Genomic DNA, 20,458 nt, shown 5'->3' with positions numbered 1-20,458 from the left:
AGCGCGGCGGGACGCTTCGACAGGCTCAGCGACCCAGTTTCTTCACACGGCTGGGTCCCTGAGCTTGTCGAAGGGCCCCACCCCGCCGCATCCACCACGGCTCCGGAGAAGCGCACGGATTTCGGATGCTTCAGCCCGCCGCATCCGAAATCGATGCAGTTCAACGACAGCGCGCCCGCTTACGGACGACGGAAGCGCTCCAGCACCCCGCCCTGGCCGTACTCGCGGCGGAAGATCCCGCGGCGCTGCAGCTCGGGCACGACCTGGTCGACGAAGTCCTCCAACCCGGACGGGAACAGGTCGAGCATGATGTTGAAGCCGTCGGCCGACCCCGCCCGGAACCACTCCTCCATCGTGTCGGCGATCTGTTCGGGCGTCCCGGCGAGGAACCGCTGCCCGTACCCGCCGAAGTCGCGCAGCAGGCGGCGGATCGTCGGCTGCTCCGACCGGATCCGCTCGATGAGCACCCGGCGGTACGCCGCCGACCATCCGGCATCCTGCGCCTCGGCATCCGCCAGCACCTTCTCGGGCACCGGCGCGTCGAGGTCGAGCCCCGAGAAGTCGGCACCGAGCGCCTTCGACAGCTCGTTGAGGCTGTAGGTCGCGGGGGCGAGGTGCTCCCAGTGGTCGAAGCGGTCCCAGGCCTCCTGCTCGGTGCTGCCGATCACGACCGCGAGCCCCGGGAAGACCCGCACGTCGTCGGCCGAGCGACCGGCCTCGACGGCGTAGGAGCGGATCTTCTGACGGTGCTCCGCCGCGGATGCCGGGTCGTGGTCGACCGAGTACACCCCGTCGGCGACGAGCCCCGCGAGACGCCAGCCCGGCTCCGATCCCCCGGCCTGCACGATGGCCGGCCGCTCGGGAACGAGGGCGTCCATCTCGAGCCCGGCATGCACCGAGAACGAGCCGTCGTGATCCACCACGTCCGACGTGCCCGCGGTCTCCCACAGGCGCTTGATGACGGTCACGAACTCCTCGGCGCGGGCGTACCGCACGGCACGCTCGGGCACCTCGGTGATGCCGAAGTTGCGCACGGCCTCGACGTCCCAGCTGGTGACGGCGTTCCACGCGAAGCGGCCCTGCGTCGCGGTGTGCAGCGCCCACAGGCGGCGCGCGAGTTCGACCGGCTCGTTGAGGGTGGTGGATGCCGTCGCCACGAAGCCCAGATGCTCGGTGGCCGCGGCCATCGCCGGCACGAGAACGCCCGGATCGAGGTACTGCACCGGACGGCTGCGCGGGTCGGTGATCGCCGGGCGGTCGGCGAGGAAGATCGCGTCGACGAGACCGCGCTCGGCGATACGGGCCACGTTCTGCCAGTGCGCGAGGTCGACGATCGCGTCAGGGCGGATGTCGGGGGCGCGCCAGGCGGCGGGTCGCTGCCCGACGCCGAGCACGTTGATGTTGACCGTGAGCAGGCGGTTCTCGTCGCTCATGATGCCTCCGTCTCGCTGCCGCGCTCGAAGCGGGCGGATGCTCCGGGGAGCTCGTACAGGGCGGGCGCGGGCAACCGCAGCCGGGCGCGCAGGGTCTGGGGAGCGGCATCCGACGCTGCATCCGACCCGGCATCCGCGATCTGCGGCAGCGCACCGGCGATCGCGAGCAGTCCGTCGATGTCATCCACCGCATGGCCGGTCGCGAGCGGGTGGCGGGCGGCATCCGCGTAGGGCAGCACCCAGGTGTCGTCGCGCACGAGCAGGTCGACGTAGCGGTGCACGTCGTCGAACCGGCGCGACGACACGAACACCGGCAGGTGCTGCGGGCTGCTCGGCACGTTGAGCGGGCCCGCCGTCGGGAAGGCGCCGTCGGCGTTGATGCGACGGATGCTCTCGGTCTGCGCGAAGTGGCGGGCACCGGCATCCGCGGCGATGCTCTCCCGCGGCCAGGTGCGCAGCAGCTGCTGCACCACGCGGATGCGGTCGCGCTGCTCCTCGGTCTCGGTGTCGCCGTCGTCGAGCACCCAGGCGGTGCGTCCGCCCGACAGCTGCTCGAGCGAAGCGATGCGCCGGGCGAGGTTGTACGGGTGGCCGGTGAGCGACAGATCGCCGGTGCCGACGGCGAACCACGCCGTGGGCAGGCGGTGCAGCAGGGTCGCGATCGCGACGGCTGCGTCGAAGTGCGCGCCCGGGCGCTCGTCGAACTGGAAGAGCACGGGCTCGCGACCGCCGAACGCCGCGGCCACCGCGTCGAGCGAGCGCGGATCGGCGGCAAGGTGGGCGGCGAGCGCGGCATCGAGCCGCACGACGGTCAGAGGCCGGATGCCGTCGGCGATCGACTGCGCGACGGCGGCCTCGCGCTCGGCGGGATCGGCGATGCGGTCGATCGCGTAGATCTCGCGGTCGGCGATCGCGCGCAGGCGGTGCAGCACGGGGTTGTGCGTCGACAGGGTCTGGGCGTTGCGCCAGAACCGGTCGAGACGCAGGGAGCTGCGCAGGTTCTGCGCTTCGGCGACGGCTTCTGAACCATCGGCGAGCAGCGCAGGCAGGGTCATGAGCCTGTCGGTGGCCTCGATGACCTGCGGCACGATCGTGGCCTGCGCCTGGAAGACGGCGTTGACCGCGTCGTCGGCGAGGGTCTCGGCATCCGCATCTCCGGCGATGATCGCCCGGTGCGCGATCTCGCTCAGCCGACCGATCTCGCCGAGCGAGGCGCGGGCCGAGGCGACGAGCGCGCTGATGCGGCCGTAGCCCTCGAGCACGAGGATCGGCGATCCGCCGTGCGCGCGGTCGATCTGGTCGATGAGATCGGATGCCGCGGCGCGAGCACCCTCGCCGATGCCCACGAGCACCGCGAGCAGGATCATCTGCTGCCAGCCCGGGGTACCGAGGTGCTGCGTCTGCCATGGGGCGACGTCGTCGGGATCGACCGGGGCTCCATCGAGCACGGTCGTTCCGCTGGCGGTGGCGCGCTGGCCGAAGCCGGTCCAGTCGTCGAGGAGCGTGACGCCCTCGGCATCCACCGGCAGCGCCGCGATCACGAGGTCGCCGGCATCGTCGACCGCGCTGTACTCGAGCCAGTCGGCGTAACGGCTGCCCGTGGAGTAGAACTTGCGGCCGGTGAGCCGCGGGACGCCGGTCTCGGTCGAGAGGCGGGTGGTGAAGACGCTCGGGCCGGAGCCGTCGGCCTCGGTCCAGCCGCCGCCGATGATCGAACCCGCGGCGACGCGGGAGATCCAGCGGTCGCGGAGGGCGCCCGCGGGCGACTTCACGTGACGCTCGGTGGCGAGCACGTGCGTGCGCCAGGCCTGGGCGAGGTTCGAGTCGGCCGCCGCGATCGCGAGCAGCGCGTCGAGCAGGTCGAGCACATCGCCGCCCAGACCGCCCTCGGCCACGGGCACGCGGATGCGGCCGAAGCCGGCGGCGGCGAGACGGGTGAAGAAGCTCTGCGGGAGCTCGGGGGCATCGGCGATGCTCGCCTGGCGGATCTCGTCGAGGAGCGCCGGGATTCCGGGGGTTCTCCGCGCCCAATCCAGGGAGCCGAACGGACGGGAGGTCATGGCTTCAGCGTATCCAGCACCGGGGAGGGCGGGCCTCCCTGTTAACGCGCATGACGTTCGCGACGGATGCCGTTCGATACAGTCGGAGCATCCCGCCGCCTTCTTCTCCGAGGAGCACCATGCCCGCCTCCGCTCTGCCGTCCGACCGCGCCACCGGGCTGGTGCGCGACCTCGCCGACCTCATCGCCGAGGTCACCGAGACGGGCGCCGCGCAGACCGCCGCGCGCACCCGCCGTCAGCAGCACGGCAACACCGAGCGCGCCGCCGACGACCCCCAGTTCCTGCGGGTGCTCGCCGATTCCGCCGCCCGCTCGGCCGTGGCTTCGGCCGCCGCAGAGTCGGTGCTGCGTCGTGCCGAGGAGGGCACGGCGTCCGTCGCCGATGTCGAACTCGTGGCCGCGGGTCTCGTGCCCCTCGCCGGCGATGCCGTTCGGGCGCTGTTCGAGACGCTCGGCGCCTCGGCCACCCTGTCGGAGCACGGCCTCCACCACTTCTGGACCCGCCTGCACGACCTCGAGACCCGGTAGGTCACGGCGGGGGTCGCTGAGCCTGTCGAAGCGTCTCGCGGTGGGGCCCTTCGACAAGCTCAGGGACCCAGTCATGGAAACTGGGTCGCTGAGCCTGTCGAAGCGTCCCCCACACGACACAGCTTCACGTAGTGGGGCCCTTCGACAAGCTCAGGGACCCAGCTCCTGGGTCGCTGAGCCTGTCGAAGCGCCCCCGCAGGACACAGCAAGCTCAGGGGTCTGTCAGAGAAGTCGTGGCAGGTTGGTGCGGTTCGCACGACCGAGGAGCCCCGCGATGAAAGATCACCGCTCGACGTTCTTGCGTGAGTTGGCGGATGCCGTGCCCCTGCCCTCACCGACCGGACCGAGCATCCTCGTCGGAATCGACGGTGTCGACGGTGCCGGCAAGACCGTGCTCGCAGATCAACTCGCTGGCGCGTTGCGTGATCGCACACGTGTGGAGCGCATCTCGATCGACGGCTTCCATCGGGTCCGGGCGGAGCGCTACCGCCGCGGACGGCACTCGGCCGAAGGATTCTGGCGCGACTCCTACGACTACGCTGCGTTCCACCGAGAGGTCGTTCGCCCCTTCCTCGCCGACGAGGGAACCTTCCTCCGCGCTACTCACGACGTCGACACCGACGACCTGCTCGATGGACCGCGCGAGGCGGTGGTGGCGGGGTCGCTCGTGATCGTCGACGGGATCTTCCTGCATCGCCCCGAGCTGCGCGATGCGTGGGACTTCACAATCTTCCTCGACGTTCCGTTCCGCGAGTCCGCTCGCCGCATGGCGACGCGCGATGGCCTCCCGGCAGACCCCGCCGCCCCCGAGAACGCACGCTATGTCGGCGGCCAACGGATCTATCTCGAGCAGTGCGACCCGCGCGGTGCCGCAGATCTGGTCGTCGACTACGGCGACCTGTCTCGTCCGAGCATCCGCCGCTGATCCAGACGACGCATCGCGTGGCGGCCCTTCGTCTCGTCGCGCCGCGGTTCCTGAGGGAGCGCAGCGACACGAAGGGCCTCGCTCAGGGACCGGAGAAAGGTCAGGTGTAGAGGGACAGGGGCTGACGGATGCCGAGGAGGAAGTCGGCGCCGACCTCGAGCTTCTTGTAGTCGATGGGATCGTGCAGCGAGTGCGTGCGGATGTTGCGCCAGTGCGCGTCGAGGCCGATCTTGGAGGCGGTGGAGCTCGACCCGGTGGCCTCGAACACCCGGTGGGCGACGTCGGTCGCCGTCTCGCTCGAGACGACCTTGAGCTGCGCGACGCGGATCGCGATGTCGCCGCGGGCCTGCTCGTCGACCTTGGCCCCGCGCGCGACGACCGCGTCGTACTCCTCGTTCACTCGATCGGCGAGCGCCTCGACCGCGGCGACCTGCGCGACGAGCTCGCCGTAGAGGCGCTGCACGAAGGGGTCGTCGCGGTACCGCTCGGCGCCGCTCAGGAACCACGCGTTCGGCCGCGCGTTGGTGAGTTCGCGCGCCTGGTCGAGCGCGCCCTGCGCGATGCCGAGGTACAGGTTGCCGAAGAGCAGTTGCACGGCGGGCGTGAGCAGCGCCTGGAACCACTCGTCGGTGCCGAAGCCGAGCAGGTGCTCGGGGCCGACCGGAGCATCCGTGAACCGCACCGAGTTGCTGGCCGAGAGGCGCTGACCGAGGAAGTCCCAGTCGTCCTGCACCTCGACACCCGGATGCCCCGCCGGGAGCACGAGGAAGGCGAAGCGCCCCTCGTCCGGACCCGAATCGACCACCGCGTTCACGAGGATCACATCGCCCACCGACGATCCCGTCGAGAAGCGCTTGACCCCCGCCAGCCGGAACCCGTCTCCGTCGGGGGTGAGTGAGAGCGTCGGATCGACCGGGTTGACCGAGTCGCCCCAGAGCCACGTGCCCTCGATCGACCGGCGGTACCAGTCGTCGCGCTCCTCGGCGCTCGCGACCAGGGCGATCGTGGCCGAGTTGGCGTAGTGGTAGCCCAGCAACTGCGCGATGCCGGCATCCACCCGGGCGATCTCGCGCACCGCGAGGAAGGCCGATGACCAGTGGCCTCCCCCGCCGCCCAGCGGTGCCGGGTCGAGCAGGGTCGTGAGTCCCGAGCGCTGCAGCAGTGCCGACTCGGCGCGCGGCACGGCGCCGGCGCGTTCGCGGGCGAGCACGTCGACCGCGAGCTCCGCGGCCACCGCCTGCGCGACGGAGCGCCAGTGCGCGTTCTCCTCGCGGGTCGCGACCCCGGTCCACTGGCTGCGGGCGGTCACGGTGCGACCTCCGCGGCATCCGGATCGCCGGAAAGGTACGCGCTCACCGCGGCGAGCGCCGAATCGAGGTCGGCGATCAGGTCGGCGACCGTCTCGATGCCGACCGACAGCCGCACGAGCCCCTCGTCGATACCGAGCTGGGCCCGCAGTTCGGGCGTGAACGAGAGGTGGGTGGTGGTGGCCGGGTGCAGCACCATCGAGCGCACATCGCCGATGTTGGTCATGCGGCTGAACACCCGCAGGCTGTCGATGAAGATCTCGGCGCCTGCCCGCCCGCCGCGCACGGTGACGGCGAACACCGATCCGCTGCGGCCGTCGAGGGTGCGCTGGGCGATCTCGTGCTGCGGATGCCCCGGGAGACCGGCGTAGTCGACGTACTCGACCGCAGGGTGCTGGGCGAGGAACTCGGCGATCGCGCGGGAGTTCGACACGTGCCTCTCCATGCGCAGCGACAGGGTCTCGATGCCCTGCTGCAGCAGGAACGCGTGGAACGGCGAGAGCGCCGGACCGAGATCGTTCACGATGCCGCCGCGCACGAAGTACTCGTAGGCGCGGGGGCCGTAGGTCTCGAGGGCGCTCGGCACGCCGGGCGCCGGCGCGTCGGTGATGCCGGGGTAGTCGCGCGGGCTGCCGGCCCAGTCGAAGGTGCCGCCGTCGACGACGATGCCCGAGATCGCTGCACCGTGGCCGGTGAGGAACTTGGTGCCCGAGTGCACCACGATGTGCGCGCCCAGTTCGAGCGGGCGCACGAGGTAGGGCGTGCCGATCGTGTTGTCGACGATGAGCGGGATGCCGTGGCGCTCGGCGATGCGGGCGACCGCCGCGATGTCGACCACGTCGTTCTTCGGGTTCGGGATGGTCTCGGTGAAGATCGCCTTGGTGTCGGGGCCGATCGCAGCCTCCCACTCGGCCTCGTCGGTCGGATCCTGCACGTAGTCGACGCCGACGCCGAAGCGGGCGAACGAGCGACCGAAGAGGATGCGCGTGCCGCTGTAGATGCTCGCGGTCGAGACGAACCGGTCGCCGTTGCCGACGATCGACAGGATCGCGGCGCTGATCGCCGCCTGCCCGGACGACACCACGATGGCCCCGACGCCGCCCTCGAGTGCGGCGATGCGACGCTCGGCGACCTCGTTCGTGGGGTTGAGGTTGCGCGAGTAGATCTGCCCGTCCTCGCCCCCGAAGCGGCGCGTGCTCTCGTCGAACGAGTCGAAGCGGAACGCCGCACTCAGGTAGATCGGCGCGATGCGCGACCCGTGGGCGGGTTCGTCGAACTCCCCCGCGTGGATCTGGCGGGTGTCGAAGCCGAAGCCCGTCCAGTCGTACACCGGTTCGAGCACTTCGTGCGGGACGGATTCGGGACGGATGCCTTCGCTCATTGCCCCGACGCTAGACAACGCGCGCCCGCGGCGCTCGCCTGCGCGTCATGAGAGGTCACAGACCGGCGGCGCGCGACGGCGAACGGATAGCGTCGCGACCGTGACCGATGCCCCCTCCTGCACCCCGTCGACGGATGCCGAGACGCCCCGGGGATTCCGGTGGGCGACGGCCGCGGCATCCGCCTTCCCGGCGCCTTTCGCTGAGCCGGGCGATGCGCCCGCCGCCGTGTCGTGGCGGTTCGCGGCGTTGCCGGAGCAGGTGGCGGATGACGCGCGCGCGGCTTTCGGCGTCGATGTCGTGTCGGATGCCGCTGCACCCGACCCCCGCGACCTGCCCGCCTTCGCGGCGATCTTCGCGCACGCGCGCGCCGAGCAGATCGTGCGGGCGCTCGCCCGGCGCACGAATCTCGTGCTGCCCGCGGCATCCGCTCTCGTGATCGGCGACGGCCCGCTCGCCGATCGTCTCGCCGCCACGCTCACCGTCGGCGGCACCCGGGTGATCCGCGGGATCGCCGATCCGGTCGTGCGCCTCCGCGCGCACCTCGCCGGTTCCCGCACGGTCGACGAGCCGTGGCCCGTGGCCGACCTCGTGCTGGCGACCGGCGAGGGACACTCCCCCGTCGACCCGGCATCCGTGACCGGGGTGCTGATAGACGCGTCCGTGGATGCGAACGGCCTGGTGCCGTCGGCAGGCGACACGGTTCGTCCATTCGTCACCCGCGTCGGAGAAGGCACCTGGGTCGTCGAGGCCCCGGGGGTGTTCGAGACGCTCGGGCAGTCGAGCCTCCTCGCCGACGCGCTCGTCGCCCTGTCGATCCTCACGGCCCGGGCCTCGGCATCCGCCGCTGCCTCGGCATCCGCCGCTCGGGAGGAGATCGACGCTACGGAGGATCGATCCGGCGATATCGTCCTCCCGAACGTGGATCTCCTCCCGAGTGAGGGCGGGGGACGCTTCGTCAGGCTCAGCGACCCAGGTGCGGAGCTCAGCGACCCAGGTGCGGCGGACACCCCTGGAGACTGGGTCCCTGAGCCTGTCGAAGGGCCCCGCCCCGCAGCACTGGCCGACACCCGCCTCGCCGAGCTGGTGCTCGCATGACCGGCCGCATCGCCGATCCGACCCTCTGGCGCGAGGGCACCGAACGCATCGCGTGGGCTCGGCAGTTCATGCCCGCGACGACGGCTCTCGCGGCCGAGCTGCGCGAGAGCGGGCGGGTGCACGGAATCCGCATCGCCGTCTCCGACGTGCTCGAGCCGAAGACCGCGACCGTCGCGCTGCTGCTCGCCGAGGCCGGTGCCGACGTCGCCGTCTCGTGCGTCGGGCGCGACACCGACGACGCGGTGGCCGCAGCGCTCGTGCACGCCGGCATCCCGACCTACGCGCACCGCGGGGCGACCGATGCCGAGGACCGCGACAACGTCCTCGCCCTGCTCGACCACCACCCCGAGGTGATCGTCGACGACGGTGCCGCGACCATCCGTCTCGCGCACACCGAGCGCCCCGGCATCCTGGGTTCGATGGCCGGCGCGACCGAGCAGACCACGAGCGGCGTGCGCCCGCTGCGCACGATGGAGCGCGAGGGAGCGCTGCGCATCCCGATCGTCGCCGCGAACGACGCCCGCACCAAGTCGCTGTTCGACAACGCGCACGGCACCGGCCAGTCGGTGGTGCTGGCGGTCGCCGATCTGCTCGACCAGTCGTGGGCCGGCAGCGACGTGGTGGTCGTCGGCTTCGGACGCGTCGGCAGCGGCGTCGCCCGCCACGCCGCCGCCCTCGGCGCGCGCGTCACCGTCTCCGAGGTCGATCCGGTGGCCGCTCTGCAGGCGGCGTTCGCCGGGTACGCCGTCGAGCCGTTGGCGGATGCCGCGGCGCACGCCGATGTGCTCATCTCCACGACCGGCATCGCACACACCGTCGCGGTCGAGCACCTCGAGCGGCTGCCCGAGGGCGCCGCGGTCGCGGTCGGCGGTGGGGCTTTCCAGGAGATCTCGCTGCTCGCGGCCCTCGACGCCGGCGCCGTCGAGACGTCGCGTCGCGGCGCGGTGTCGGTGCTGCGGCTCGCGAACGGGCGCAGCATCCGCGTGCTCGACGACGGCCACTGCATCAACGTGAGCGCCGCCGAGGGCAATCCGATCCAGGTCATGGACCTGTCGTTCGGGGTGCAGCTCTCGGCCGTCGACCACCTGCTGGCCGGGCGCGGCACCCTCACGCCCGCGGTGCACATCCTGCCCCGCAGCGCCGACGATCGCGTGGCGGCGCTGGCGCTCGGCGCCTTCGGCGGCGGACTGGATGCCGTCTCGTCCGCGCAGAGCGACTATCTGACCTCGTGGCGCCCCCGCGACGTCACCCCCTGAACCCGACCCGACCCGCACACCCGAGAGACGACCATGAGCGACATCACCCTCCACCGCGCGCGTACCGTGCTGCCCGTCGCCGCACCCCCGATCGCCGATGGCGCGGTCGCCGTGCGCGACGGACGCATCGTCGCGATCGGCGCGCACGACGCCCTCACCGCCGAGCTCGGCGACGCGATCGGCGAGCGCCGCGAATGGGACGGCGCCCTCACGCCCGGACTCGTCAACGCCCACACGCACCTGCAGTACACCGACATGGCAGCGGTGGGCCGGGGGCAGTACCCGAGCTTCGAGACCTGGGCGCTCGCGTTCGAGAAGGGCTACCGCGTCGAGCACGACTGGGCGGCGTCGGCCGCCGAGGGCGTGCGCCTGTCTATCGAGTCGGGCACGACCGCCGTCGCCGAGATCGTCACCGACCCCGAGGCGGGGCGCGCGGTGCACGACGCCGGGCTGCACGGAGTCGTGTTCTGGGAGGTGTTCGGCTGGAAGCGCGCGGCCTGGCAGCACGACGGCCCCGAGCGCGTGCTCGCCCAACTCGACGCGCTCCCCTCTCCTCCCGCGACCGGCCTCTCGCCGCACGCGATCTACTCGCTCGACACCGATGTGTTCCGCGAACTGCAGCGGCTCGCCGAGGCGCACGGCGTGCGTCTGCACATCCACGCCGCCGAGTCGGCATCCGAAGACGAGTTCGCCCGCTTCGGCACCGGACCCCTCGCCGAGCGCTGGCGCGGCCTCGGCCACTCCGACATGCAGCTGCTCTCGGGTAACGGGTCGGGCAACGGCGTCGTGCACTACCTCGACACGGTCGGCGTGCTCACGCCGCACTCGCACCTGGCGCACGGCATCTACGTCGACGCCGCCGACCGCGCCCTGTTGCGCGAACGCGGGGTGTCGGTCGCGCTGTGTCCGCGCTCGAACGCCGTCATCGGACTGGATGCCCCGCCCATCGCCGCGTACCTCACCGAGGGCAATCCGATCGGAGTGGGCACCGACTCGCTGTCGTCCTCGCCCTCGCTGCGGGTGCTCGACGACGTCGCCGAACTGCACCGGCTCGCCCGCGCCCAGGGGTACTCGGCCGACGATCTGCACTCCCGGCTGCTGCACGCGGCGACGGCCGGTGGCGCCCGCGCCCTCGGACTCGCCGACGGGCCCGCACCGGCGGGCACCCTGATCGAGGGCGCCCGGGCCGACCTCGCGGTGTTCGCGACGGCATCCGCCGACCCGCGCGACGCGCTCGCCGAGATCGTCGAGAGCGCGCCCGAGGCGCTCGGCACGGTGGTCGACGGACGGATGCTGTGGGAGGCGGGTTCCGTGGGGCGCGGCCCGTCGACGGGCTCAGGGAGCGCGTTCGAGGGAGCCCGCGCATGACCGACACGAAGCCCCTCTTCTTCGGCCTGTACGAGCAGGCGTGCGTCGGCAACGGGTCCGGGGCCGTGAGCCTGTGGACCCACCCCGACGACCGGCGCCTCGGCGCACTCGACCTGCGCTACTGGATCGACCTCGCCCGTCGCGCCGAAGAGGCCGAGTTCGACCTGTTCTTCTTCGGCGACGTGCTCGGCATGTACGACACGCTCGGCGGCGGCCCCGCGACCGCGCTCGAGTGGGGGGTCGAGCTTCCCGCGCACGACCCGCTCCTGCACATCCCCGCTCTCGCAGCGGTCACCGAGCGCATCGCGTTCGGGGCGACGGTCTCGACGACGTACGAGCATCCGTTCGCCCACGCCCGCCGCTTCAGCACGCTCGACCACCTCACCGCCGGGCGCATCGCCTGGAACATCGTCACCTCGTACCTGCCGGGAGCAGCCGCGAACTTCGGCCTCGACGTGCTCGCGCACGACAGTCGCTACGACCGGGCAGACGAGTTCCTCGAGGTCGTCTACGACCTGTGGGAGCGCAGCTGGGACGACGACGCCTACGTCGGCAGTCGCGAGCTGCGGCGCTTCGCCGACCCGTCGAAGGTGCTCCGCGTCGATCACGAGGGCGCGCACTTCCGCGTGGCCGGTCCGCACGTGAGCCCGCCGTCGCCGCAGCGCACGCCCTACCTGATCCAGGCCGGTTGGTCACCGCGCGGGCGTGAGTTCGCCGCTCGGCACGCCGAGCTGATCTTCGTCGGCGACTCCGACCCGCAGGCCATTCGGGAGGGGCTCTCCGGCATCCGCGCCCGCGCCGCCGAGCTGGGCCGCGACCCCGAGCAGATCCGCGCCGTCGTCGGGATGAACCCGGTGCTCGCGCCCACCCGCATCGAGGTGCAGCAGAAGCTCGACGCCTATCAGTCGCACTACAACGCCGACGCCCAGCTCGCCGCGTACGCCGGCTGGAGCGGGATCGACTTCGCCGCCTACGCCGACGACGAGCCCATCGTGAAGCAGTCGACGAATCACACGCAGACGAAGGAGACCCGATCGGATGCTCCGCCCCTCACCGCGGGCGACGTGCGAGGCCGCTTCGCCTCGGTGACCGCCTTCGCCGACGACCGGTTCATCGGCACTCCCGACGAGGTCGCCGCGAACATCGAGGAGTTCGTCGAGGAGTCGGGGGTCGACGGATTCCTGCTGCACCAGTACCTGTCGCCGGGGTCGCTCGACGACTTCTCGACGCTGCTCGCGCCCCGGCTGCGCGAGCGGGGGCTGTTCGGCGGACGCCCGTCGGAAGGAACGCTGCGCTCGCGCCTGCGCACCGACGGCGCGGACCGGCTCGGCGCCGACCACCCCGCGGGGGCTCGGCGGCGCTGAGGGGGTTTCGCGGGGTGGGGCCCTTCGACAAGCTCAGGGACCCAGTCTCGGAAACTGGGTCGCTGAGCCTGTCGAAGCGTCCCGAAACCGCCCCTGCGTAACGCGCAGATTTCGCGGGAATGACGATCTGCGTCACATCATTTCGCCGTGTTTCCGAACCCGTGACCGCATGCCCCCACGTCCGAGAGACTCATGCCACGGGCATCCGCCCGACCTTCTCCCGACGATCGGTCACAGCCCGGTCGAGCTAAGGATCCCGCACCCTCATGAGCACCTCTCGCACGCGCGCCACCCGGGTCGCGCTGTCGGCCGCCGCCGGAGTCGCCTCCGTCGTCCTCCTCGCCGGTTGCACCGGTTCGCCCGCCCCGTCGAGCTCCTCCGGTGACGCCGATGACTTCGAGGGCGTCGAGCTGACGTCGTGGAGCAGCATCGACTTCGACCCGTACCAGACGCTGCAGAAGGAGTACTTCGAGAAGTGCGCCGCTGACCTCGGCATCACGATCGACGCCCAGACCCTCTCGGGCGACTACACGACCAGCCTGCTCCAGGCGGCGAGCTCGAAGTCGCTGCCCGACATCGCCCTCGTCAACACCGACACCCAGCTGCCGACGCTCGCAGCGCAAGGAGTGCTCTCCGACCTCGACACCCTCGGCCTCACGACCGACGGTCTCGCCGAGCCGGTCGCCGCCCTCGGCGAATACGAGGACACCCTCTACGGTCTGCCCACGCAGGTCGAGGATTACTCGGTCTTCTACAACAAGGCGTACTTCGAAGAGGCGGGCATCACCGAGCTGCCCACCACCTTCGACGAGCTCATCGCCGCCGCCAAGGCCACGACCACCGCCGACCACTACGGCATCGCGCTGCCCGGCATCGCGGGCGACGGCTCGACGTCGTCGTACTTCCTGCCGTTCCTGCTGAGCGCGGGCGGCGACCCGGCCGACCTCACCAGTGACGGCGCGGTCGCGGCGGTCGACCTCTACAAGACCCTCGTCGACGACGGCAGCCTCTCGAAGGAGTTCGTCAACTGGGGCTGGGACGGCATCGACCAGTGGAAGTCCGGCAAGGCCGCGATCACGGTTTCGGGCCCCTGGAACCTCGTCGACACGAGCCTCGACTTCGAGTACGGCACGTTCTCGGTGCCGGCCGCGACCAGCGCCGACGAGAGCAGCGTCGGACTCCTCGGCTACGCCTACACCGTGCCGGTGCAGGGCGACGAGAAGCGCGAGAAGGCGGCGGCCGCTCTGATCGAGTGCCGCGCCTCGGAGGAGAACCAGGTCGACACCGCGGTGCAGGGCGGGTACGTCCCGGCGCTGACGTCGGCCCAGGATGCCTTCGTCGCCGAGGTCCCGGCCGCCGAGGCCTTCGTCACCCCCGTCGCGAACGCCTTCAACCCGGCGACGCTCGGAACCGAGTGGAGCGCCCTGCAGGCGAAGTACGTCGACGCGCTGCAGAACGCGACCGTCAACGGCGTGAGCGCCGAGGAAGCGCTGAGCAAGGCCGACCAGGGTTGATGACAGCCGCTGCCACAGCGCCGAAGCGGCCGGGGACTCGTGTCTCCGGCCGCTTCGGCCTGACCCTGGTGCGGCGACGGAACCTCGAGCTGTGGGCCTTCCTGGTGCCCGCGATCCTGTTCTTCGCCGCGTTCTTCCTGTTCCCGCTCGGGTACGGCGTGTTCATGAGCACGACCGACTTCACGACCGGCACCTTCATCACCGGCGAGGCGCCGTTCGTCGGGTTCCAGAACTTCATCGACATCTTCCGCGCGGATGCCACCGGTATCGCGATCGTGAACACCCTCACCATCACGGTCGTCGCCGTGATCTCCGAGCTCGTGATCGGCCTCGCGCTCGCGCTGCTGTTCACGCGGCGCTTCCCGGGCAGCCGCTGGTTGCCCGCGCTCATCCTCATCCCCTGGCTGCTGCCGGCCGTCGTCGTCGCGACGATCTGGAAGTCGCTGCTCGCGGGAGACGGGGCGATCAACGACATCCTCGGGTTCCTCGGCCTGCCCGGCAACGCCTGGCTCGCCGATCCCGCCACCGCCCTCGCCGCCGTGATCATCGTGACCGTGTGGGCGAGCCTGCCGTACTGGTCGACGATCCTCGCCGCGGCCCTCAAGCAGGTGCCGGTCGAGCACCTCGAAGCGGCATCCCTCGACGGGGCCGGGGCGTTCAAGCGCCTGTGGCACATCATCATCCCCAGCATCTGGCCCGTGATCTCGGTGCTCGTCGTCATGAGCGTCGTCTTCAACCTGCTGATCGTCGACCTCGTGCTCGCGCTCACCCAGGGCGGCCCCGCCAACAGCACCATGACCCTCGGCGTGCTCTCGTACCGCTCGGCGTTCAGCCTGTTCGAGTTCGGGCACGCGGGCGCCTACGGCATGCTGCTGCTCGTCATCAGCCTCGGCTTCGCCGCCGTCTACACGTGGCTCTCCGCCCGACAGGAGCGTGCCGAGCGATGAACACACGCACTCCCCGCCGCAGCCGCGGCTGGTTCTGGACCGTGCTCACGGTCTCGATCCTCATCGTCTACCTGTTCCCCATCTACTGGATGATCTCGGCATCCCTCCAGCCCGATGCCAACTCCACCGACACCGCGTGGTTCCCGACCGCCCCGGCCCTCGACGGGTACGTGACGGCGTTCGAGGACGGCGGCCTCGACGGCCTGCGCGTCAGCCTGATCACCGCGATCGGATCGGTGCTGCTGACCCTCGTCATCGCGGTGCCCGCCGCCTACTCGCTCAGTCGGCTGCGGTCGCGGGCGGTGAGCCTCGGGCTCGTGATCCTGCTCCTCGCGCAGATGATCCCGAGCATCGTGCTCGCGAACTCCTTCTACGCGATGTTCAACACGTGGGGCGCGCTGAACAGCTACATCGGGCTGATCCTCGCGAATGCGACCGCCGGCATCCCGTTCGCGATCATCCTGCTGCGTTCGTTCATGCTGCGCCTCGACACCGAGGTCATCGAGGCCTCCACCCTCGACGGACTCGGACCGGTCGGGTCGCTGTGGCGTGTGGTCGTGCCGCTGTCGCGCAACGCGATCATCACGGCCGGGGTGTTCACGTTCCTCTTCGCCTGGGGTGATCTGCTGTTCGGCCTCACCCTCGTCACGAAGACCGACATGTATCCCGTGACCGTGTTCATCTACGCGCTCGCGAACTCGAACATGAACACGTGGGCGGCGACGATGGGGGCATCCCTCATCGCGAGCCTCCCGGCGCTCGTGCTGGTTCTCGCCGCTCAGCGGTACGTGAAGGAGGGCGTCATCGCCGGCAGCGGGCGGTAGCGCGTCGGCGGCACGTGGCACTAACTCAGGAAGAATGCCCCCGAATCCGCGGAATCGGGGGCATTCTGGCGACTTCGAGGCGGTTTGTCCTGAGTTAGGTACGGAGTTCCCGGTGCACAACTCCGGAAGAAAGCCCCCGGAACGCGGGTTCCGGGGGCTTTCGCAGGCTTAAGGGCCCGATTCTCAGGAGTTATGAACGCGCGAGGCGTCAGACTCCGACCGGCGCGGTGTCGCGAGCGAGCAGTCCGCCGAGGAAACTCGCGATCGTGCGCGGGCCCGAGACGGCGGCGGTGGCCTCGACGTCGGGGTTGTAGTTCGTGTTCGTGTTCACGTCGTAGGTGACGAAGCGGCCGTCGACGGTCTCGATGAACTCGATGCCCGCGACCGTGATGCCGGCGTCCTTCAAGAACGCGAGGTACTGCTGCACGAGCGGATGCTGCGCCGTGATCTCCTCGCGAATGCGGAACAGCGGCTCGGGCTCGACGCCGTCGGCGCCGGGCAGCGCGCACGCCTCGGCCGGGCACAGCTCGAAGCTGCCGGCGCTGGTGTCGACGCGCACGGCGTAGACGAACTCCCCTCCGGCGAACTCGACCCGGGTGACGAACGGGGCGGCGGCGAAGAGGTTCTCCTGCAGCAGCGTGATGCCGTCGGGCGAGGCCTCGAACTCGGGGCCGTCGACCCAGGCGTCGAACTCGTCGTGGCTGTCGTGGCGGCGCACGCCGAGACCCTTGCCGCCCTGGTTGTGCTTGCTGATGAAGGGGGCGGTGAACTCGCGGGCGCGCTCCTTGAGCGCGGCGGTGCCGAAGACGGCGATGGTGCGCGGCACCTCGATGCCGGCGCGCTGCAGTGCGGCGTGCTGGGCGGCCTTGCTGACCTCGAGCTCGAGCACGGGGCTGCCGTTCACGACGGTGCGACCGGATGCTTCGAGCCACCGCAGCACGGCACGGCCGAACTCCTTCGAGTCGCCGTGGTCGCGCGTGTGCGCCGAGGCGCTCAGCCGCGACCAGAACACGCCCGCGGGCGGTTCGGCATTGAGGTCGATCGACCCGTCGGTGAGCAGCCATTCCTGCGCGGGCACGCCTTCGGCCTCGAAGGCCGCGGCGAACGGCGGGAACCATTCGGCGTTCTCGTGGATCACGTACACGCGGGGCTCTGCAGTCATACCCTCACGCTAAATCACCCCGGAGCCCCGAGGGCCGGTCGCCGTGATGCAGCGTAATGCGCGCTACCCCTCGCCGCCGAGCTGCCCCGTCAGTCGTCCGTGGAACGCACCGCTCGCCTCGTTCAGCCCGACGAGTTCGACGGACGTGCCGTGCCGCGCGTACTTCGTCTCGATCGCGTCGAGCGCGGCGACGGTCGAGGCATCCCAGACGTGCGATCGGGACAGGTCGATGACCACCCGTGCGGGGTCGGCGGCGTACTCGAACATCGTGGTGAGGTCGTTGCTCGACGCGAAGAACAGCGCCCCGTCGACCACGTAGGTCGCGACCTCGCCGTCGTCCGAGACGGTGCGGGTGACCGAGACGACGTGCGCCACCCGGCGCACGAACAGGACGGATGCCGTGATCACCCCCGCCACGACCCCGACCGCGAGGTTGTGGGTGAGCACCACGGCGACGACGGTGACGATCATGACGAACGTCTCGCTCTTCGGCATCCGCTTGAGGGTCGACGGACGGATGCTGTGCCAGTCGAACGCGCTGATCGAGATCATGATCATGACGGCGACGAGTGCGGCCATCGGGATGGTCGAGACGAAGTCGCCGAACACGACCACGAGCAAGAAGAGGAAGACGCCGGCGAAGAACGTCGAGATGCGCGTGCGGGCGCCGGAGCGCACGTTGATCATGGTCTGGCCGATGACGGCGCAGCCGCCCATGCCGCCGAAGATGCCCGACAGCATGTTCGCCGCGCCCTGCGCCCAGGCCTCGCGGGTCTTGCGGGAGTGGGTGTCGGTGATCTCGTCGACGAGCTTCGCGGTCATCAGCGACTCCATGAGTCCGACGAGTGCGACGCCGAGCGCGTACGGCGCGATGATCGTGAACGTCTCCCACGTGAACGGCACGTTCGGGATGAAGAGTTCGGGGAGGCTGCGCGGCAGAGCGCCCTGGTCACCCACGGTGGGCACGTTGATCGCGAACACCAGCACGACGGCGGTCACGATGACGACCGACACGAGGGGCGCCGGCACCAGCTTGGTGATCTTGGGCATGAAGATCATGACGAGGATGCCGAGGGCGACGAGCGGATACACCAGCCACGGCACCCCGATGAGCTGCGGCACCTGGGCGCTGAACACGAAGATCGCGAGCGCGTTCACGAATCCGGTCATGACGCTGCGGGGGATGAAGCGCATGAGCTTCGCGACGCCGAGCACGGCCATGAGCACCTGGAAGACGCCGGCGAGGATGACGGTGGCGATGAAGTAGTCCATGCCGTACGTCGGGGCGACGGGTGCGATCACGAGGGCGACGGCTCCGGTCGCGGCGGTGATCATGGCGGGGCGTCCGCCGAGGAACGAGATCGCGATCGCCATGATGAACGACGAGAACAGACCGACGGCCGGGTCGACGCCGGCGATCACCGAGAACGAGATCGCCTCGGGGATCAGTGCGAGGCCGACGACGAGACCGGCGAGCACCTCGCGCGTCAGCAAACGAGGACTCTTCAGCGCGGTGAGCACGGAGGGATTCGCGCGATAGCGCGCGCGGTCGTCGACGGAGGTCACGGATGCTCCAGAGGGGGGTGATGGGGCCGATCCACTCTATGCCGCGGGGAGAGGGGGCTTGGTTCGGAGACCGGGCGGGTTCAGCGGTTCATCCGCCACGGAGCAGTCGCTCGACTCGCGACTTGTCCGACGTCGAGTAACGCACGACAGCTATTTCTGGGCGGCTCGGATCTGGGCGATCGCTTGAAGACGGCGCTGCGCCTCGGGTGTAATCGCCGACCCGATTCGGTTGCCACTCCCTATCGGGTAGAGCGGTCGCTTCGCACGCACGATGTCGGAGTTATTGAGATCCTTCACAGTTCGATGGCTCTGAAGGTGGAGCTTCGACTCAAGTGTGAATCCCCCATGGAGGGCCGGTAGAAGCCCTCCGCGGTTTCGGTGGGTCACCCAGCCAAATGGGGAGTCCTCGATGAGGTGGAAGTGGATAGCGCGCGTGAGGCAAGCGGCAATCCAGTCGGCGAACTGAATGTTCGAGCTCAAGGCGCTGTCGACGTGCATCGGGGGCTCGATGATGCGTCTCATCTCAGGATGGTCCGAAGCGCGACCGAGGATATGGCTGTACATCACTGGCAACCGTTCAGCGCGCGTCTTCTCGTTGATCTGATCGATCACGACCATGACGTTGGACTGTGCGTTGTCTGCGTGGCGAGCAATGCGATTGAGGGTCTCTTGCATGGCCGCGGTCTCGCGAGCTGTCGTGTCGAGCTTCGTCTGCCCGGGCGTGCCGAGCGGCTTCTCGTTTGCGTAGAAGAAGATGTGTCCACCGAGAGACCGCAGCTGTTCCACGAGGCCATTAAACGCTCGAATCTGATTGGGAAACGTCTGATGGGTGTCCCGGCGAAAGATGCTCGCACCTTTACGCTCCCACCGCCCAGGATGCGCGGCTGCGGCGATCTCCGATTTGAAGAGACCACGCTTGACGAAGTTGAACTTGGCTCCGAAGAGTCGCGCCTTGTCCGCAGGGATCACGAAGCCCGCATAGCCGAACGCTGGACTCGTGTTGAATCGGGCGTGGTCACTGCTGATGAACGCACCGGTCTCGCCGATCTCGTCGATGTAGGCCAGAAACACGCGACTAGTATCTCCTACAACGCAGAAACCCACGCCTAAGCGTGGGTTCCTCGGATCGGCGCTCGGGGAACTATTTCATCCCTAGCTACCGATAGAAAGTCTACTCGCGCGAAGCGAATGTGTAAACGTGAGGTTCACAGCATCGGCGCTGCGTTCGACCCGGGACGCGGCCACGAGTCCGCTGACCAAGCCTCCCCAGGGATCCTTCGAAGATGCGCGGCGGTCCATCGCCCCCCTGTCGGAGACTAGTCCGAGTCAGAAGGCGATCAGGAGACGCAGGAACCCGAGCGGCCCTGCAGCAAGAACGACGACCAGCACGAACAGGCCACTGATCACGAGGGCGGAGATCGCGACCCCGCGCGGCCGCGATCTCCGGATGGTCGCGATGACGCTCAGGATGAGGGCGATGACGCCGACGCGCATGAGCATCAGAGCGCCCACGGGGTCGAGCCATCCGTAGGGCATAAGTGACGGCAAGGACAGCAACGACAGGACCAGTGCGCTCCAGGCGAGCGCGCCCAGCGGCTTCGCCGGCCTTGCAAACTCGTCGGCTGTGTTCATCCCGCCGACCTTGACGTCACGCATCAGACATCATGTTCGGGTGCGGTCATGCCCGTTCCTCTCCCCTGAAGCTCCGAACCTAGCAGTGCCTCGACA

Annotated in this window: 17 protein-coding genes; 9 read left to right on the top strand and 8 right to left on the bottom strand. The window is 69.9% G+C overall.

What is annotated here, in order from left to right:
- Nucleotides 1–179: 179 nt before the first annotated feature.
- Both KV396_RS08450 and KV396_RS08445 read right to left on the bottom strand, forming a co-directional pair.
- Nucleotides 180–1,433 (bottom strand): LLM class flavin-dependent oxidoreductase, encoded by a 1,254-nt coding sequence (locus tag KV396_RS08450; RefSeq protein WP_247957529.1) that lies wholly within the window; start codon nt 1,431–1,433, stop codon nt 180–182.
- A complete protein-coding gene (locus KV396_RS08445) occupies nt 1,430–3,493 on the bottom strand; it encodes an acyl-CoA dehydrogenase family protein (protein WP_247957528.1) in 2,064 nt (687 codons plus the stop codon). The genes KV396_RS08450 and KV396_RS08445 overlap by 4 nt, the downstream gene beginning before the upstream one ends.
- Before the next feature lie 119 nt (nt 3,494–3,612).
- On the opposite strand from KV396_RS08445, the gene KV396_RS08440 reads away from it, so the two are divergent.
- Both KV396_RS08440 and KV396_RS08435 read left to right on the top strand, forming a co-directional pair.
- Nucleotides 3,613–4,020, top strand: a complete 408-nt coding sequence (locus KV396_RS08440; protein ID WP_247957527.1) for an acyl-CoA dehydrogenase family protein — start codon at nt 3,613–3,615, stop codon at nt 4,018–4,020.
- A 274-nt stretch (nt 4,021–4,294) separates the two neighbouring features.
- Nucleotides 4,295–4,945 (top strand): nucleoside/nucleotide kinase family protein, encoded by a 651-nt coding sequence (locus KV396_RS08435; protein ID WP_247957526.1) that lies wholly within the window; start codon nt 4,295–4,297, stop codon nt 4,943–4,945.
- Nucleotides 4,946–5,045: 100 nt separating this feature from the next.
- Here the strand turns inward: KV396_RS08435 and KV396_RS08430 are convergent, their stop codons facing one another.
- Entirely contained in the window at nt 5,046–6,254 is a 1,209-nt protein-coding gene (locus KV396_RS08430; RefSeq protein WP_247957525.1) for an acyl-CoA dehydrogenase family protein, read from the bottom strand.
- Nucleotides 6,251–7,633, bottom strand: coding sequence for an O-acetylhomoserine aminocarboxypropyltransferase/cysteine synthase family protein (locus tag KV396_RS08425; RefSeq protein ID WP_247957524.1), 1,383 nt, complete (start codon nt 7,631–7,633; stop codon nt 6,251–6,253). The genes KV396_RS08430 and KV396_RS08425 overlap by 4 nt, the downstream gene beginning before the upstream one ends.
- 100 nt (nt 7,634–7,733) lie before the next feature.
- On the opposite strand from KV396_RS08425, the gene KV396_RS08420 reads away from it, so the two are divergent.
- From KV396_RS08420 to KV396_RS08390, 7 genes are all read left to right on the top strand, one after another.
- Entirely contained in the window at nt 7,734–8,729 is a 996-nt protein-coding gene (locus tag KV396_RS08420; RefSeq protein WP_247957523.1) for a hypothetical protein, read from the top strand.
- A complete protein-coding gene (locus tag KV396_RS08415) occupies nt 8,726–9,985 on the top strand; it encodes an adenosylhomocysteinase (protein ID WP_247957522.1) in 1,260 nt (419 codons plus the stop codon). Before KV396_RS08420 ends, KV396_RS08415 begins: the two co-directional genes overlap by 4 nt.
- A 33-nt stretch (nt 9,986–10,018) precedes the next feature.
- Complete coding sequence (locus tag KV396_RS08410; RefSeq protein WP_247957521.1) at nt 10,019–11,353, top strand: amidohydrolase family protein; 1,335 nt, start codon at nt 10,019–10,021, stop codon at nt 11,351–11,353.
- On the top strand, nt 11,350–12,717 hold the full coding sequence (locus KV396_RS08405; RefSeq protein ID WP_247957520.1) for an NtaA/DmoA family FMN-dependent monooxygenase: 1,368 nt from the start codon (nt 11,350–11,352) through the stop codon (nt 12,715–12,717). Before KV396_RS08410 ends, KV396_RS08405 begins: the two co-directional genes overlap by 4 nt.
- Before the next feature lie 266 nt (nt 12,718–12,983).
- Nucleotides 12,984–14,231: a sugar ABC transporter substrate-binding protein gene (locus KV396_RS08400; RefSeq protein ID WP_247957519.1), complete on the top strand. Its 1,248-nt coding sequence runs from the start codon at nt 12,984–12,986 to the stop codon at nt 14,229–14,231.
- Nucleotides 14,231–15,178: a carbohydrate ABC transporter permease gene (locus KV396_RS08395; protein WP_247957518.1), complete on the top strand. Its 948-nt coding sequence runs from the start codon at nt 14,231–14,233 to the stop codon at nt 15,176–15,178. Before KV396_RS08400 ends, KV396_RS08395 begins: the two co-directional genes overlap by 1 nt.
- Complete coding sequence (locus KV396_RS08390) at nt 15,175–16,002, top strand: carbohydrate ABC transporter permease (RefSeq protein ID WP_247957517.1); 828 nt, start codon at nt 15,175–15,177, stop codon at nt 16,000–16,002. Before KV396_RS08395 ends, KV396_RS08390 begins: the two co-directional genes overlap by 4 nt.
- A gap of 208 nt (nt 16,003–16,210) precedes the next feature.
- Here the strand turns inward: KV396_RS08390 and KV396_RS08385 are convergent, their stop codons facing one another.
- The 4 genes from KV396_RS08385 to KV396_RS08370 form a co-directional block, all read right to left on the bottom strand.
- On the bottom strand, nt 16,211–17,164 hold the full coding sequence (locus KV396_RS08385; RefSeq protein WP_247957516.1) for an ATP-grasp domain-containing protein: 954 nt from the start codon (nt 17,162–17,164) through the stop codon (nt 16,211–16,213).
- 63 nt (nt 17,165–17,227) lie between these two features.
- The gene (locus tag KV396_RS08380; RefSeq protein WP_247633112.1) at nt 17,228–18,730 is read right to left on the bottom strand and encodes a SulP family inorganic anion transporter; all 1,503 of its coding nucleotides are present in this window, start codon (nt 18,728–18,730) and stop codon (nt 17,228–17,230) included.
- A 150-nt stretch (nt 18,731–18,880) separates the two neighbouring features.
- Nucleotides 18,881–19,801, bottom strand: coding sequence for a DUF3800 domain-containing protein (locus KV396_RS08375; protein WP_247957515.1), 921 nt, complete (start codon nt 19,799–19,801; stop codon nt 18,881–18,883).
- Between the two features lie 255 nt (nt 19,802–20,056).
- Complete coding sequence (locus tag KV396_RS08370) at nt 20,057–20,386, bottom strand: hypothetical protein (RefSeq protein ID WP_247957514.1); 330 nt, start codon at nt 20,384–20,386, stop codon at nt 20,057–20,059.
- Nucleotides 20,387–20,458: the final 72 nt, after the last annotated feature.

This window comes from Microbacterium galbinum (genome assembly GCF_023101185.1).
Taxonomy (GTDB): Bacteria; Actinomycetota; Actinomycetes; order Actinomycetales; family Microbacteriaceae; genus Microbacterium; species Microbacterium galbinum.
The sequence above is the reverse complement of the archived record's forward strand: the minus strand, read 5'-3'. Positions and strand labels throughout refer to the sequence as shown.

Bases quoted from the DNA above. Each gene is read 5' to 3' on its own strand.
- KV396_RS08450 (WP_247957529.1), bottom strand. From the start codon at position 1,433: ATGAGCGACGAGAACCGCCTGCTCACGGTCAACATCAACGTGCTCGGC.
- KV396_RS08445 (WP_247957528.1), bottom strand. From the start codon at position 3,493: ATGACCTCCCGTCCGTTCGGCTCCCTGGATTGGGCGCGGAGAACCCCC.
- KV396_RS08440 (WP_247957527.1), top strand. From the start codon at position 3,613: ATGCCCGCCTCCGCTCTGCCGTCCGACCGCGCCACCGGGCTGGTGCGC.
- KV396_RS08435 (WP_247957526.1), top strand. From the start codon at position 4,295: ATGAAAGATCACCGCTCGACGTTCTTGCGTGAGTTGGCGGATGCCGTG.
- KV396_RS08425 (WP_247957524.1), bottom strand. From the start codon at position 7,633: ATGAGCGAAGGCATCCGTCCCGAATCCGTCCCGCACGAAGTGCTCGAA.
- KV396_RS08415 (WP_247957522.1), top strand. From the start codon at position 8,726: ATGACCGGCCGCATCGCCGATCCGACCCTCTGGCGCGAGGGCACCGAA.
- KV396_RS08410 (WP_247957521.1), top strand. From the start codon at position 10,019: ATGAGCGACATCACCCTCCACCGCGCGCGTACCGTGCTGCCCGTCGCC.
- KV396_RS08405 (WP_247957520.1), top strand. From the start codon at position 11,350: ATGACCGACACGAAGCCCCTCTTCTTCGGCCTGTACGAGCAGGCGTGC.
- KV396_RS08400 (WP_247957519.1), top strand. From the start codon at position 12,984: ATGAGCACCTCTCGCACGCGCGCCACCCGGGTCGCGCTGTCGGCCGCC.
- KV396_RS08395 (WP_247957518.1), top strand. From the start codon at position 14,231: ATGACAGCCGCTGCCACAGCGCCGAAGCGGCCGGGGACTCGTGTCTCC.
- KV396_RS08390 (WP_247957517.1), top strand. From the start codon at position 15,175: ATGAACACACGCACTCCCCGCCGCAGCCGCGGCTGGTTCTGGACCGTG.
- KV396_RS08385 (WP_247957516.1), bottom strand. From the start codon at position 17,164: ATGACTGCAGAGCCCCGCGTGTACGTGATCCACGAGAACGCCGAATGG.
- KV396_RS08370 (WP_247957514.1), bottom strand. From the start codon at position 20,386: ATGCGTGACGTCAAGGTCGGCGGGATGAACACAGCCGACGAGTTTGCA.